The following is a 15432-nucleotide window of genomic DNA, read 5'->3' as shown; positions in this document are numbered from 1 at the left end:
TGTGAAATTTTACAAACTACCCACTTAAAATTTCTCTCATAGTTTTAAGTACTTTTTTTTCAATTCTAGAAACCTGTACTTGATTTATCCCTAACATTTTTGCCACTTGAACTTGAGTTTTATCTTTAAAATATCTCAGCATTATAATTTGCCTTGACTTTACATCTAAATTTTTCAAAGCCTCTTTCAATGCAATTCTATCTATAACTTCTACATCTTCCTTGGGATTTTGACTTATTTTATCTATTAAGAGAACTGGAGAGCCATCATCCTGATGTATAGTATCATATAGATATTGAAGACTAGTTGCAGACTCTGTAGCAAAAATTAATTCTTCTACTTTTATTCCTGAGTATTCAGCCAGTTCTTCCACAGTAGGTTCTCTATTTAATTGCTTTGTAAGTGCTTCTCTATCATAGTGAATTTTTTTAGCTGTATTTTTTATACTTCTACTTACTTTTATCATCCCATCATCTCTGAGAAATCGCTTTATTTCTCCCAGTATCATGGGTACAGCATATGTAGAAAACTTTACATTATAGGTTTCATCAAAGTTATTTATTGCCTTCATAAGTCCCATACAGCCTATCTGAAATATATCTTCATATTCATATCCCCTATTTAAGAATTTTTTACTTATAGCTGAAACTAATGGTAAATTTAATTCTACCAGCTTGTTTAAGGATTCTTTGTCTCCTTGTTTTGCAGATTTAATTAATTTCAAGTTATCATTATAACTATATTTAATTTTTTTTGCTGTTTCCTCACCCATATCATTCACCTAACTTAATGAATTAAAAACTTTTTTCATAATTAATCTTGTCCCTTTGTTCTTTTCAGATTCCACTTCAAGAGAATCCATAAATGTCTCCATTACAGTAAATCCCATACCCGATCTCTCTAGTTCAGGCTTTGAGGTATAAAGAGGCTGCCTGGCAGCATTTATATCCTCTATTCCTGAGCCCTTGTCTTCTACTATTAAAATCAACTCTCTTCCTTTAATGGCAGCTTCAATTTTAACTATACCTTCTTTGTTTTCATAACCATGAATAATAGAGTTTGTAACTGCTTCTGAAACTGCAGTTTTTACATCTGTTAATTCATCTAATGTAGGATCTAGCTGGGATACAAAGGCCGCTACTGCTACTCTCGCAAAACTTTCATTTTGTGATTTACTAGTAAACTCTATTTTCACACTGTTATCATACATAATTTATCCCCCCATTAAATATTCTCAATTGCTTCCTCAATACTGTCATAAAGCCCTATAATTTTAAACATCCCTGATAGCTCAAATACCCTTCTCACCGAAGGTGATACACCTACAATACATACCTTGCCTTTTTGGGAATGTAATTTTTTATACCTCCCAATTACCACTCCTATTCCAGAACTATCCATAAAAGTTACTCCCGAAAAATCCATAATCAAATTGTCTGAACCTTCTGCATCTAATTGATTATCAATTTTATTTCTAACTTCTTCTGTACTATGATGATCTAGTTCTCCCTTCATATTAGCTATAAGATTATTCTCTTTGATATAAAATTCTAAATTCATATATTATACAAAACTCTACTAAAACTAATAAAAATAATCTGTCATACTATAGTTTTAGCGTTAAAATATACTTTTAACTTTAATTTACCATATAACATGTAAGTCCTGATGTTACATGACTAAAGTTTAATATATAAACTTTAGCATATGCAAAATATGCATAGTCCGAGTCAGACATTCTTAACCCCCCTTCTTTTATTTGATATTTATCTAAATAAAATACGTGTTTTTAATATATTCTACACAGGAAATAATTTCCCTTTATTTTTTTGCATTTTTATGGTTATTTTATTGATATTATTTCCATATGTTATATTTTTAAACATATGCCGAAAGATTTTCATATATTTCAATTGGTTTTACATATATAGAATAAACAAAAAAATACTAAAAGATATCTTAGTTTATAACAATAAACTAAAATATCTTTTACATAATTTAAAAAATATCTAAGTTAAATCTTCTACAAATTTTGGAAGTACAAAACATGCCTTATGTAATCTTTTAGTATAATATTTTGTGTCTATTTCTATGGTAGAAGATAAATCTACTGACTGTGGATCATACTTTTTAGAACCTACAGTAAAACTCCAAAATCCACTAGGATAAGTAGGTATCCCTGCCATAAATAATTTTGTAATAGGAAAAATTTCCTTTGCATCTTTATAAACCTGTTTTACCACTTCTGGCAAATAAAAAGGTGTTTCTGTCTGTGCTATAAATATACCGTCTTCTGTTAAGCATTTATATATTTCTTCATAAAAACTTCCACCAAACAATCCTTCAGCCGCGCCGAAAGGATCGGTAGAATCTACTATTATAACATCAAATTCATTCCTATGTTCATGAACATACTTTATTCCGTCTCCAATAAAAACTTCACATTTCGGGTTGTCTAACTGGCAGCTTATCTCAGGAAGGTACTTTTTGCACTCAGTAACAACCTGACCATCAATTTCACAGAGTACAACTTTTTCTACAGTGGGATGCTTCAGTACTTCTCTTACAGCGCCTCCATCTCCTCCACCAACCACAAGTACCTTTTGGGGATGAGGGTGAGTAAATAGTGGTATATGGGTTATCATTTCATGATATACATATTCATCTTTAACCGTGGTTTGTACTATTCCATCCAAAACCAACATTCTTCCAAGTGCATAAGTATCTACTATAGCTAAATCCTGATACTTCGTCTTTTTTGTAACTAAAGTTTCTTTTATCTTATAGGTCATAGCAGCATTTTCAATTTGACCTTCTTTTAACCATAAATCCATTTGTGAACTCCTCTCTTGCTTTTTAATTTTCAAATTTTCAGGCATCTTTAAGGCTTTAAATTAGTTTCTATTCACCGTAGATATTATTATAGCAATAATATTATAACATGACAATAATTATACAATTCACAATGCACGGTTCACAGTTCACAATTGAAGTGATTCTGTTTCTCAGAAATGAAGCAGTTTTTAGGTTACACTATCCACATTATTTTTTAAATATTGGATTTCTCTGCTTGTAAGCTGGAAATAACTATATAATTGTTCTTCTTCATTATATTCCTTTGAAAAAATTATAAAGGGAATATAAAGTTTCATAACATTATTAGGGTAATACTCATAGAGATTATGTCCTAATTTTTTTCCAAAGGTTTTAAAGTAAAATTCATAAAGAGAACTGTTTAGTATACTTAAAAGTGTACTGTAAGTCATTGAGCTATTATTCTTTAATACTAAAGAATATATATCTGCGCTAAAATAACTTCCCCTATCTAATGCGAATCTATTATTTGGGGATTTATAAGGAAATATAATTTTTTCACCTTCAAACACTTCCGCTTTTCTTCCCCATTGAAGTTCATACCACTTTCTTACTCCATTTCTACATTCTCTTCTCTTTACAAGTTTTTCTTTATACTTACTTATATATTCTATGGAATTAGGATATTTATTTTCATCTTCTATGAAATTGGAATATATTATAAATTTTTCATCTCCAATTATATTATTCTTATGTATATAACTGTTCTTTATCCATGGTCTGACTAATTCCAATTCAATTTTTTTCTTTATCAGAGTGTCTTTATTTATTATAAAGGCCTTATCACAACCCGTTATTATGCCTTGATAACTTTCACATATGTCATTTAGAGTAACCTGACACTTTTTCTCTATTTTATGGATTATATTTTTTTCAAATTCACTAATAAACACCCATCCACTATCATTTATTGAATCCTGTGCTATAAAAAAGTTTTTATATCTAATTTTATCTTTTTTAAAAAATAAAAAATCATAGAACTTACTTTCCGCTTTTCTTTCGCTCTTTTTAGGTCTTATAATTTCTATTTTGTTATTACAATTCTTTCTATTTTCCAAAAATATTATTACAGGATCAATTCCAACTCCTTTAAAGGGCCTTATACCATAAAAATCAACAATTTTATATATAGTTGTATTGCTGCTTAAAAAATTTCTTAGTTCTTTTCCGCTGCAGGCCTCACAAAAATACCTGGAAGTAACAAAAGCAAGCTTTCCTGGCTCTTCTAAACATTTTAATGACTTTTGAAAAAAACAATAGGAAACGTCTGATTTGTCCTTATATATACTTCCATAAATTTGTTTTAAAATTTTAGAATAGCTTCTTTCTATGGATTTATGTCCTATATAAGGAGGATTGCCTATAAATAGATGAAATTTTTCTTCTACAGATTCTATTAGAAAATCCTTTAGAATGAAATTCTTTTTGCTAAATTCCCCGCTCAATAAAAACAAGTCTATGCTTAAAATCTTAAGTGCAATTTCATCTATATCAAATCCAAATAGATTATTATGCACTATATGGGCATTTATATCTTCGGGTTTTAGATTTATATTATTCATTTCATTTATGGTTTGTATATTTTCAATAAATATATGTCTTAAATAACAAAAACAACTGAATATTATATTTCCACAGCCACAAGCGGGATCCATAATTTTTACAAATGGATTATTAATTACATCTTCTGGTTTTATTAAATTTTTAATCATATATAATGATATTTGCCCAGGAGTATATACCACACCATTTCTTTTATTTATTCCTGTTAATTCATAATATTTCTGTGAAAGATACTCTTCTCTGGCTATTTTAAATTTCACTCTATACTTTTCTATTAATTTTAGTTTTTCTTTTTTGGAATCTGATGTTTCTATAAAATTATAAATTGTTTTAATACTTTCAGTAAAATCATTCACATTTTTATCTCCATTTTATGTAATAATTGAAATCAACATTAATATACGAATGTTGATTCTAACATAATTTACTATTAATTCCTCCAAATTTCAAGTATAAGATAACTCATTAAGTGTACCATAAAATATATGTTATAAGGTAGGTGATACAATTATGAAGAAAAAATTTACATCAATGCTTTTATTATGCATAATTTTTTTATGTTCATTTAATACAAAAAACCATTATAGACAAAAAGTTATTCTAGGAAATAACAATACTCTAACTGTTAATAGCAATTTGAATAATACGGATACCGGAGTTACTTCTGAAAGATTGAAAAATTTAGATATCTCTAAATTGGACAGAAGCGAAAAAAATTGGTTTTTTAAACCTAACAACAAAGGTACCCCTTCTGAGGAGCCAGAAGAAATTCTACAACTTATAAGTAAATATTCTTCCTATTATTTAGGAGACACTTCTAAAAAGGTGCTTTACCTAACTTTTGACGAAGGATATGAAAATGGTTATACTTCTAAAATGCTGGATATATTAAAATCAAATAATGTACCTGCTGCCTTTTTTGTTACCACTCCATATATAAAGGATAATCCAGAACTTGTAAAAAGAATGGTAGAAGAAGGTCATTTAGTATGCAATCACTCTACAAGTCATCCTTCCATGGCAGAAGCTGCAAAGGATCCTGTAAAGTTTGAAAAAGAATTCACTGTAACCGAAAATACTTATGAAAAAATCACTGGTAAACAAATGCCTAAATTTTTTAGACCACCTATGGGAAAATACAACGAATTGTCTTTATTTTATACTAAAAAGTTAGGCTATAAGACAATATTTTGGAGCTTTGCCTATAATGACTGGAATATTAAAAAACAGCCTTCTCCAGCTGAATCCCAAAAGATGATAAGTCGCAGAACTCACAATGGAGCCATTGTTTTACTCCATGCAGTATCAAAAACAAACTCAGAAATACTGGATTCTGTAATAAAAGATTGGAAAAGTAAGGGCTACATCTTAGAAAGTTTGGATAAACTTCCTTGAGTAAGTTAAGAGTTAAAGGTTAATAGTTAAAAGTTAAGGAGGATTTTCTTCTGCTCCGCTTCAGAAAATCTAAAATGCAGAACCATTGAAGCAAAGCTTTAATGGTTCTGGTACTGTATTCCAGAATTTTTCGTAGGAAACCGGAGAAAAATTTTCCTTAACTCTTCACTTTTAATTCTTAATTCTTAACTAAATTTTTTATTATAGAGCATAACCTTTAACAAAAATTTAGGTATGGAAGAAAGCCTTTTTATTCTCCATGGTTCTTTGCAAACCCTATATAGCCATTCAAATCCTAGCTTTATCATCCATCTTGGAGCTCTCTTAACTTTTCCCGAAAAAATATCAAAACTCCCCCCTACTCCCATATATACTTTACAAGGGAGAATATCCATATTTTCAGCTATAAAAATGTCCTGCCGAGGTGAACCCATAGCCACAAATAAAGCATAAGCTTTACTTTTTTTTATATCCAAAATTATATCTTGGCAATTGTGTAAATCAAAATATCCATTATGGCTTCCAGCTATATTTAAATTAGGATACTTATTCGTTAAATTTTTAATACAGTCCTCCAGTATACTTTGTCTCGCTCCCAAAAGATATATTGCTCTGCCTTCTTTATGACATTTTTTTATTATGGATTCCATTACTTCTATGCCTGCTATTTTCTCTTTCACAGGCGACTTTACCATCCTTGAAGCTAGTATGGTACCTAGTCCATCCGGGATTATTACAGTGCTTTTTGAGGTGAAACTTTTAAAAAGCATACTGTTATTAAGTCCATTATATAAAATTTCCGGATTGCCTGATACTATATTTACTTTAAAAATTCCTTCTATGTACTTTAAAAATTCTACTTTACTTCCATTAAACACATTATATTTTAATATTCTTGTAAACATATTAAAATGCACCTTCACTTTTAAATACAGAAAAAACTGTTTTAAATAAAATTTTTATATCCATCCATAGTGAAAAATTCTTTATATAGGTTAAATCATAATAGACAGTCTTCCCAAGTTCTATTTCCCCTCTGCCACTAATCTGAGCTAATCCAGTTATTCCAGGTGTAACTAGAAGTCTTTGTTTATATGCATCAGGATAAAATTTAACCACATCTGGTATCTCAGGTCTCGGTCCAACTAGGCTCATATTTCCAAGCAGTACATTAAATAATTGGGGAATTTCATCCAAACTGGTTTTTCTCAAGAAAGCTCCAGATTTAGTAATTCTATTGTCATTTCTACTTTGGAATATGAAATTTTCTAAATTTCCAGGTTCTATATTTAAGCTCATTTTTTTCTCTGCATCTACTATCATAGTCCTAAACTTATATATTTTAAATTCCTTGCCGTTTTTGCCTACTCTAATTTGTTTAAATATAGCAGGTCCTTTTGAGTCCAACTTTATCCATATACCTAATATTATAAACACTATACTTAATATAATTATTCCTATAAGTGAAATTATGAAATCTAATACTCTCTTTAAAAAAAATTGCACCATTTTATGTTTTATATCCTCATGTAAATCTATTTTTATATCTTCTGCTTTCATAATCTTATGCTCTGTAAAAAATATAATTTACAGAACCTATATGTTCACCTACCTTAACTATTTATTTGTTTTTTATGTTTTCCTCACAGTAATTTTTTCACTTCATTTAAAAGTACAGCACCTATAAGTGTAACTATAAAGGCACTTAAGATAAAATGTAAATTTCCCATCTGTCCATATTTTGCCGTATAATATTGTCCATATAGATATATTATGCCGGCCTGAGATAAATAAATATCATAGGAAGTATTAGATATATACCTTATTATATCCATAAAAAATCCTTTTTTCCATCTAAAGCTAAATATAAAAAGTATAAAAAACAGTGAATAAATAAGTACTGCCGGACGTTGAAAAGTGGTAATATAATCTATACCTTTATTATACTGATTTTTTAATACCAAATCACACAGCATTACAAAAATAGAAAACAAGAACATAATACAAATTATAATTCTGTGTTTATTTAACTTTTCAGAAATACTATCAATATTTTTTCCCATATATCCTCCCAGAGAAAAATAGAAAAGCCAGTAAAATAAATTTTTTTTATTCCAAAACCACTGTTCTGGAGTTATTACTTTGAAATAATAGCTATATATCAAAAAAAACAAGGTAATAGAAAGGCTAAAAAAAAGCCACCACCTTTTCCCTATAAACCTATATATAAGAGGAAATATAACATAAAATTCTATAATTAAAGGTACGAAATAAAAATGATAAAATACATTTCCATATACCATATCATTTAAATCACCATATATATTAAAATTCTTAGTTATAATTAATATATACAGAACACACCACACCACATATTGAGGTACAACTTTTAAGAATCTTTTAACTATAAATTTTGAATAACTGAAATTTTCCTTATAATTTATAGTTAATCCCATTCCCGAAATAATTATAAATGCAGGAACAGAAAATCTTGAAAGCTGATTTAATAAAAATGTTATATTATAAGTAGTAGAATAAGGCTTACATTGGTAAAGTGCAGTTGCAGAAACATGCAGTATTATTACTGCCACTATGGCAACTGCCCTTATTATATCCATTTCTAAAATACGCCTTTTAATAATCTCTGCCACCTTCTTTACATAATAACTTATTTAAAAATTTTTATTTTAAATCCATCAACTAAATACTTAAAACCTTCCACTTTAAAAAAATACAGACATACAAAATAAATTATGCTGCCAAATATAAAAGACAAAAGTATAGAAATCAGACTGCCTATCATAATGGAAGAAACTATATTCATGCATATATTGTTTATAATATATATACATATACCCATTATAACTGAACAAAAACTTATTTTCAAAAAGCTAAAAAACACTCCTCTAAGTTTTATTCCCTGCAATTTTTTATTTAACTTCCACATCATAAGTAAAGTAGTTATGATAGCAGATATAGATGTGGCTAATGCAAGTCCCGACACTTGCATATATTTTATTACAAAAAAATTTATAATTATGTTTAAACCTATTCCTATAAAACTATTTATCATGGGAGTTTTTACATCTTTAATAGAATAAAAAGCTTTGTTTAAAATATCCCTTATTCCATAGGCTATCATGGCAGGGCAATAAAAAAACAGCGCACTAGAGGTTAAATTGGCAGCATGTAAAGTGAATGCTCCTCTTCTAAAAATTATATTTACAAGAGGATGTCTTAGCATGCCTATGGCAACTGCTGCTGGTATCATTATTATCATTATAGTATTTATAGAAGTTACAAGAGCTTTTTTATATTCAAAACTATTATTTTTAACTGCCAGTTCAGATAAAGTTGGATATACTATCATGGCTATTCCAATAGCAAAAACCTCATAGGCCAGAGTATTTACCTTGTTGGCATAGTCTAAAACCGTAACTGCTCCAAAATATATATTAGTTGCAAAAGACCTGTTTACAAAAACATTTAACTGAATCAGTGAAGTACTTATAACCACAGGTATCATCAATTTAAACATCTGTACTGCATATTTATCTTTAAAATTTAATATAAACTTATAACTATATCCAAGCTTCTTATATTTAGGCAAATTTATTACAAATTGGATGAAAAACCCCACTACTGTTGCTGCAGCAAACCCCTTCATTCCATATTTAGAAGTTAAAAACACCAAATATATTATGTAAACTAAATTAGACATTAAAGCCATAGCAGCTGGTTCATAAAAGTTTTTATGAGATTGGAGTACTCCTGTAACTACACTTTGAAGAGTCACAAATATTAAAGACAAAAGTAATATTCTGACAATTTCAACAGATTGGTTAAATACTAAATTATTATATGTAAAACCATGTGCAAAAATATATATTATTTGTTTTGAAAACACTATAAGAAAAATAGTCATAATTATAGTAAAAATAGATGATATATTTATAATATTATTTACAAAATTATTTCTTTCCTTTTTATTACTGTTTTCAATGTGTTCCCAGTGTAAAGGTATAAAGGTAGTAGTAAGTCCATAACTTACAGTAGTAAGAAGATATACTATGCCCAGTGAAAAATTATATATATCTGTAGTATAAGTTGCCCCAAATTTTGCAGCTATAAGGGCATCTCTTACTAGTGCTAAAATTTTCCCTACAATTATTAAAAGCATAACTATAACAGAACTCTTTATTACTTTTTTTCCTGTCATTATTTTCACTCCAACTATTTTTCTGAAAGTACCTCAGTATATGCTTCTAAATATTTTCTACAAAAGTTATCTATAGAAAATTTTGATACTGAAGCATTATATAAATTCTGCCCCATTAGCGAAATTTCATCTCTTTTATCATAAACCTCTTTCATCTTGCGGTATATATCTTCTTCAGATACAGGATTTACCAGAAGAACTGAGCCTTTATCCATAACTTTTCCTATGCTTCCCACATCTGGAGCTATAAAAAACTTCTTTACTGCTGCACTTTCAAGTAACACTATAGGAGGTGCCCCTCCCTCGTTAAAAGAAGTTAAAATTCCAACTTCACCTGCATTGATAAAATCTATTGCATTAGGTTTATATCCTGCAAGTATTACATTATCCTCCAAGTTCAGCTGCAAAATCTTTTTTCTCAACTCTTTTTCCATAGGTCCATCTCCTACTATAAGCAGTTTTACATTTTGCACGTAACTTCTTAGGAGATTAAATGCCTTTATAAGAGATATCTGGTTTTTTATAGGGTGCATCCTAGCTACATTCACATATACAAAGTCATCTTTTAAAATTCCATATTTTTTTCTTATATTTTCTCTATTACATTTTATATTTATATTGTGAAAATCTATCCCATTAGTTACTATAAATTTTTCACCTTTAAAATTATTTTTTTCCAGTAAATTTTTCAGGTAATTAGATACACAAATATAGTATTTGAATTTTTTTAGACTTATGGAACTTAGGGGAGTATAAAATAAATATTTTATTTTATTATTCAAAAAATCCTTTTTATAATTACTGTGAACTGTGGCCACTGCAGGTACTGTTATTTTGTTTCGCAGTAAATAGTAAATAAAAAAAGCCTTTGCACCATGAAAATTTACAATATCAATTTGATTTTGCATTATATATTCCATTATATCTTTGCCATAAGTAGGATTTTTTTTGAATTTTACTGTATCTATTTTTAAACTTTTACTTTTTTCATACAGTTCCCCTTCACCTATGGTTCCAATAGTACAGTGAAATACATTTTGTGAATAAAAAGCCAAATTTAGTACATGAACTCCTCCACCTCCGGTATCATTTGCCGATATAACCTGTAGTACTCTAATATGCGTCACCTCCCCTATTATCAAGTGTAAATTTACTATTGATTTTTAAGAAGTTGATCTTCAGGAACTTTTTTAAGTTTTCTGGCAGGATTTCCTGCAACTATATTTTGGCTTTCTACATTTTTTGTAACTACACTTCCAGCTGCCACAAATCCATCTTCCTCTATAATTTTTCCTGGAAGGATAGTAGCCTGAGCCCCTATTCTTCCCCCTTTTCTAACAGTAACACCCTTAAAATGCTTATACCTTTCTTTAGATCTGGCAGCAAAGTTATCATTTGAAGTTACAACTCCCGGGGCAATAAAAACATTATCTTCAATTTCTGAGTATGCAGTAATATATACGTTAGTTTCAATTTTACAATTGGAACCTATCCTGCAGAAATTCTCTACAGCCGCCCCTCTACCTATTATTGTTTTATTTCCCACTACAACATTTTCCCTCACTGTAGCTAAATCAGCAATTAAGGTGTGCTGTCCTATGTTACATCCACAGTATATTATAACTCCCGCACCTATGAGACAGTCATCACTTATTAAGGCCGGATAAGATTCTTTTTCATCTTTGAATATACTATTTACAGATCTCATAGGTTCTTTTCCAATTACAGTATTATCATCTATTCTTACATTATGGCCAATTTTACTTCCTCTGCGTATCACTACATTATGACCTATTATACAATTATCCCCTATAGTTACTTCATCCTCAATAACTACAAATTTGCCTATGACTACATTATCTCCAACTTTGGAAGTGTTAGATATATAATTCTCACCCATGTCAGTCTGAACCTCCTATTTTAATATTTCAAATAATTACACTTAAATGTAATAGTAAAAAGTATAGATAAGGATAAAATTACCGTGTCTATTTTGCCAGGTTTTGGCCAGTATATTCACTAACAGAACTATTACCACCAAGTATTATTTCATTGATATACTGAGCTGTGTCTATGTATTGCTTTTGTTCATAGTTATTATTACTTATAAGAATTATAGGTGCATTAAGTTTCGCTCCTAAAACACTTCCTGCAAGTGCATCTGGAAAATCTAACCCCGAAGCTAAAATAACGGTATTTCCATCCATTTTAAAATATCTAGCTATATTTAGAGATGTTCCATACCTATCATTTCCTCCAACTCTAGAAATATCCTCCTCTGAAATTCCAGTTAATTTTTTTATATTATCTTTTACAGTATCTGATATCACTCCTGTACCCCCAATTATATAAATCTTGGAAGGCTTTATTTTTGCTATAGTCTCTTGGGATTCACTTGGTAAACTATATGTATCCGAAAGTATTATGGGATATCCCTTAGATGCAGCTAGGGCAGAAACACTAAGTCCATCTGCAAAACTATTGCCAGAAGCTATAATTACCGGAGTGCCATTAGAAGCATTGATTTCATCATTTATGGCCTTTACAGCTCCATATTTTTCTCCGTCTGGAAGTATTTTAATATTAGTATAACCTAATGTTTTCAGAGCTATTATTATGTTCTCATTTATATCTCCCTCATTACCTAATATATATATCATACCACTTTTATTTAAATGTGACTGTATATATTCTAGTGCACTTTGATTTTCCGAATCATTTCTTCCTGACAGAAGTATAGGTGCATCCAACTTTTTTGCTAGTACACTGCCGCTTAATGCATTAGTAAAACTGTATCCTGATGTAATTATTACATTATTAACAAGATTCATATTATATTCTTCTGCTATACTTTTTGCAGTTTCAAACCTGTCTGAACCACTTAATCTTCTGCTTGTAAGTTCTTTTTGCTTTAACGGAGCCCAATTATCAGTAGCCTGCTGTGCTTCATCTGGTTCACTCAAGTATCTTCCTGACTGTTCTTCTGAATATGACTGCCACTCAGGATAGTTCAAAGTTTTATCGTATCTGTTAACTACATATCCGTTCGATTTATAGTAAGTGTTATAATCAAAAGAGTTATCTACAGATGTAGCATCTGTCAGCTGGACATTGTAATTACTCTGTGCTGTAAGAAACAAATTTGTTTTGAACCAATTATTTGTAGCTGCCTCTAACATATATACATCACACCAACGATTACCATAAAACATATTATTGATAATTTTATTATTTACTGCATTAGAACCTATAGCTAGTCCATACGCATGATTATCATACAAACGATTATTTATAATCAAGCAGTTGCTTCCACCATTTGGCTGTCCATATAACTGGATAGCCGCCCCAGCATTATCATGTATATTGTTGCTATCAAAAGTCCAATTATATGCTCCATAACCTATGTATATACCATGATCCTTGGGTCTATCCACTTCAAGTCCTACATTATAAATATGACAGTTTTTAACTGTGCAGTAACTAGAACCTTCTCCATCAATACCAGAAGTCCCATAAGGCCTATAAGTAGGGTAATCCAAATCCCATATAGTTAAATCAGACATTTCAATATATTTTGATGCCTGGGTTATGTATATTCCTGCTCCAGTATACTGAGTCATTTTTATGCCTTGAATTCTCCAATAGGAACTGTTCCTGAAGGTTATAGCATCAGGAGCTGTTTTACCACCCCAGTTAATTTTATAATCTCCTGTCATGGTAACATCCTCATTAGGATAATTCTTTACTGTATACCATCCATCTGAAGAACCATTTTTATCAAAAACATCTGTAGTCTCATGATAAACTCCTCCCCTGATTAGAAGGGTATCACCAGGCTGCAATTCATCCAACCCACGTTGTATTGTTGCAAATGGACTAGATTCACTTCCTTGATTCTTATCATTTCCCTTTGTTGATACATAGATAGTTCTATTTGAAGCAGCATATACTTTAGTAGACTTACCATATACAAAAATTTCAAAGTTTACAGCCATAAAAAGTGCTAAAAGAAAAACTTGAAATTTAAGATTTATTTTAATATTTGTCTTTACCATACTAGTTATCCTCCACTTAAGTATATTATGTTATTTACTATGTAAAATACTAACTGAATATTTTTTCTTTATTTCCAAACATCATTGCCTCGCCTATGGCTAATACAAACCAAAAACATGCTGTGGTTTTAGGTACAAAGAATAGATTATCTGATAAATTCATAAACAAGAATGCCAACATTGAACAAACAAAACCAATGTAAAAGTATCTATAAAATTCATCTTCCACAGAACTAATGATATTTTTAACCTTATTTAATGAAGCTATTAAAATACCTATAAAAAGCACACTTCCTGGAATACCTAGTTCACTTTGTATTTTTAAGTAAGAATTATGACATGGGAACCTTTTATACTCATAATAGATATAGAGTTCATGATATTTAGCAACATAACTATCATAGTAACTAACGAAATTTCCATTTCCTACGCCAAATAAAGGATGTTCTTTTATCATATACCAGGCTGTTTTCCACAATTTTAATCTTGTATAATTTTCAGCACTACTGCCTATCTCTCTGACTCTATCTCCTATTTGAGGAATCAAAAATCCCACTCCTCCCATAATTAAAATAGGGAAAATAAGTCTCCAGCTAAATATTATTGCTAAAACTATAATTCCTATGACAAATCCTAACATAGCATTACGAGAATAGCTGAAAATTATATTACAAAGTAAAGAAGCTGAAAGCAGGCCATAAAAAACCTTATTTTTTAGAGATTTTTCATACAGTGTAAGCATTATTATAGGAAAAATAGCTAGTATTAGAAATGCTCCGAAGTTATTAGCATTATCTAGAGAAACTGTTATCCTTGGCCTTCCCAGAAAACCATCTGTCTTTATAAAATTTTTATTCAATCCAAAACCTGTAAAATATTGATATATTCCAAATATGCTCATGATTGTTACTGAAAATATATAAGAATTTATGAACCCTTTTACATATTTACTATGATTAAACTCATATTTAATTATAAAAAATAAGATTATGTAAGTGGCAAATCTGAAAGTTTCAGATATAGCTAATCCTCTTTCTGCTGCGTAGGTTACAGATACAGCCATTACCAGCAATAACCCGAACATAAATAAACTAAGATAATCTGTAAAGAAATTCACTAACCCAGCAACAAATCTTGATCTAGCTGCTTTAGAAATAATTATTTTCAATACATACATGAAAAAAATTATAAATAGCACTATGTCGCCACCAGAAACATTCATACCTTTTATTTGAACTTTATATTCAATGAAAGGATTAGCTATTATATATAAACAAGTCATCATATAAATTAAAATATCATATATTATCAACCTATCACCTCCAC

Annotated in this window: 14 protein-coding genes; 1 reads left to right on the top strand and 13 read right to left on the bottom strand. The window is 29.6% G+C overall.

The features are described 5' to 3' along the window. Positions 1–16: 16 nt before the first annotated feature. The 5 genes from sigF to ACJDU8_RS03400 form a co-directional block, all read right to left on the bottom strand. Complete coding sequence (gene sigF / locus ACJDU8_RS03420; protein ID WP_406790746.1) at positions 17–772, bottom strand: RNA polymerase sporulation sigma factor SigF; 756 nt, start codon at positions 770–772, stop codon at positions 17–19. Positions 773–781: 9 nt separating this feature from the next. Further along, the gene (gene spoIIAB / locus ACJDU8_RS03415) at positions 782–1210 is read right to left on the bottom strand and encodes an anti-sigma F factor (protein WP_406790745.1); all 429 of its coding nucleotides are present in this window, start codon (positions 1208–1210) and stop codon (positions 782–784) included. A gap of 14 nt (positions 1211–1224) precedes the next feature. Next, positions 1225–1560 carry an anti-sigma F factor antagonist gene (gene spoIIAA / locus ACJDU8_RS03410; protein WP_406790744.1) on the bottom strand — a complete coding sequence of 112 codons (336 nt, stop codon included), beginning with the start codon at positions 1558–1560 and terminating at the stop codon, positions 1225–1227. A 449-nt stretch (positions 1561–2009) separates the two neighbouring features. Beyond that, entirely contained in the window at positions 2010–2834 is an 825-nt protein-coding gene (speE, locus tag ACJDU8_RS03405) for a polyamine aminopropyltransferase (RefSeq protein ID WP_406790743.1), read from the bottom strand. Between the two features lie 189 nt (positions 2835–3023). Continuing rightward, on the bottom strand, positions 3024–4793 hold the full coding sequence (locus ACJDU8_RS03400) for an N-6 DNA methylase family protein (protein WP_406790742.1): 1770 nt from the start codon (positions 4791–4793) through the stop codon (positions 3024–3026). Positions 4794–4947: 154 nt separating this feature from the next. Here ACJDU8_RS03400 and pdaA point away from each other — a divergent pair, with 154 nt between their 5' ends. Next, positions 4948–5832: a delta-lactam-biosynthetic de-N-acetylase gene (pdaA, locus tag ACJDU8_RS03395; protein WP_406790741.1), complete on the top strand. Its 885-nt coding sequence runs from the start codon at positions 4948–4950 to the stop codon at positions 5830–5832. A 185-nt stretch (positions 5833–6017) separates the two neighbouring features. Here the strand turns inward: pdaA and ACJDU8_RS03390 are convergent, their stop codons facing one another. The 8 genes from ACJDU8_RS03390 to ACJDU8_RS03355 all read right to left on the bottom strand — a co-directional run bounded on the left by ACJDU8_RS03390 (position 6018) and on the right by ACJDU8_RS03355 (position 15418). Continuing rightward, on the bottom strand, positions 6018–6737 hold the full coding sequence (locus ACJDU8_RS03390; protein ID WP_406790740.1) for a WecB/TagA/CpsF family glycosyltransferase: 720 nt from the start codon (positions 6735–6737) through the stop codon (positions 6018–6020). Position 6738: 1 nt separating this feature from the next. Then, positions 6739–7392: a sugar transferase gene (locus ACJDU8_RS03385; protein ID WP_406790739.1), complete on the bottom strand. Its 654-nt coding sequence runs from the start codon at positions 7390–7392 to the stop codon at positions 6739–6741. 83 nt (positions 7393–7475) lie between these two features. Beyond that, a complete protein-coding gene (locus tag ACJDU8_RS03380; RefSeq protein WP_406790738.1) occupies positions 7476–8450 on the bottom strand; it encodes an acyltransferase in 975 nt (324 codons plus the stop codon). 50 nt (positions 8451–8500) lie between these two features. Continuing rightward, positions 8501–10051 carry a murein biosynthesis integral membrane protein MurJ gene (murJ, locus tag ACJDU8_RS03375; protein ID WP_406790737.1) on the bottom strand — a complete coding sequence of 517 codons (1551 nt, stop codon included), beginning with the start codon at positions 10049–10051 and terminating at the stop codon, positions 8501–8503. 14 nt (positions 10052–10065) lie between these two features. After that, entirely contained in the window at positions 10066–11178 is a 1113-nt protein-coding gene (locus ACJDU8_RS03370; protein ID WP_406790736.1) for a glycosyltransferase family 4 protein, read from the bottom strand. A 26-nt stretch (positions 11179–11204) separates the two neighbouring features. Then, on the bottom strand, positions 11205–11951 hold the full coding sequence (locus tag ACJDU8_RS03365) for an N-acetyltransferase (RefSeq protein WP_406790735.1): 747 nt from the start codon (positions 11949–11951) through the stop codon (positions 11205–11207). An 88-nt stretch (positions 11952–12039) separates the two neighbouring features. Then, on the bottom strand, positions 12040–14106 hold the full coding sequence (locus ACJDU8_RS03360; RefSeq protein WP_406790734.1) for a cell wall-binding repeat-containing protein: 2067 nt from the start codon (positions 14104–14106) through the stop codon (positions 12040–12042). A gap of 49 nt (positions 14107–14155) precedes the next feature. Next, positions 14156–15418, bottom strand: coding sequence for an O-antigen ligase family protein (locus tag ACJDU8_RS03355; RefSeq protein ID WP_406790733.1), 1263 nt, complete (start codon positions 15416–15418; stop codon positions 14156–14158). Positions 15419–15432 lie beyond the last annotated feature (14 nt).

Source organism: Candidatus Clostridium eludens (assembly GCF_045310515.1).
Taxonomy (GTDB): Bacteria; Bacillota; Clostridia; order Clostridiales; family Clostridiaceae; genus Clostridium_B; species Clostridium_B eludens.
This window is presented reverse-complemented; position numbering and strand designations above follow the sequence as displayed.

Bases quoted from the DNA above. Each gene is read 5' to 3' on its own strand.
- spoIIAB (WP_406790745.1), bottom strand. From the start codon at position 1,210: ATGTATGATAACAGTGTGAAAATAGAGTTTACTAGTAAATCACAAAAT.
- ACJDU8_RS03385 (WP_406790739.1), bottom strand. From the start codon at position 7,392: ATGAAAGCAGAAGATATAAAAATAGATTTACATGAGGATATAAAACAT.
- ACJDU8_RS03380 (WP_406790738.1), bottom strand. From the start codon at position 8,450: ATGGATATAATAAGGGCAGTTGCCATAGTGGCAGTAATAATACTGCAT.
- murJ (WP_406790737.1), bottom strand. From the start codon at position 10,051: ATGACAGGAAAAAAAGTAATAAAGAGTTCTGTTATAGTTATGCTTTTA.
- spoIIAA (WP_406790744.1), bottom strand. From the start codon at position 1,560: ATGAATTTAGAATTTTATATCAAAGAGAATAATCTTATAGCTAATATG.
- sigF (WP_406790746.1), bottom strand. From the start codon at position 772: ATGGGTGAGGAAACAGCAAAAAAAATTAAATATAGTTATAATGATAAC.
- ACJDU8_RS03390 (WP_406790740.1), bottom strand. From the start codon at position 6,737: ATGTTTACAAGAATATTAAAATATAATGTGTTTAATGGAAGTAAAGTA.
- speE (WP_406790743.1), bottom strand. From the start codon at position 2,834: ATGGATTTATGGTTAAAAGAAGGTCAAATTGAAAATGCTGCTATGACC.
- pdaA (WP_406790741.1), top strand. From the start codon at position 4,948: ATGAAGAAAAAATTTACATCAATGCTTTTATTATGCATAATTTTTTTA.
- ACJDU8_RS03365 (WP_406790735.1), bottom strand. From the start codon at position 11,951: ATGGGTGAGAATTATATATCTAACACTTCCAAAGTTGGAGATAATGTA.
- ACJDU8_RS03360 (WP_406790734.1), bottom strand. From the start codon at position 14,106: ATGGTAAAGACAAATATTAAAATAAATCTTAAATTTCAAGTTTTTCTT.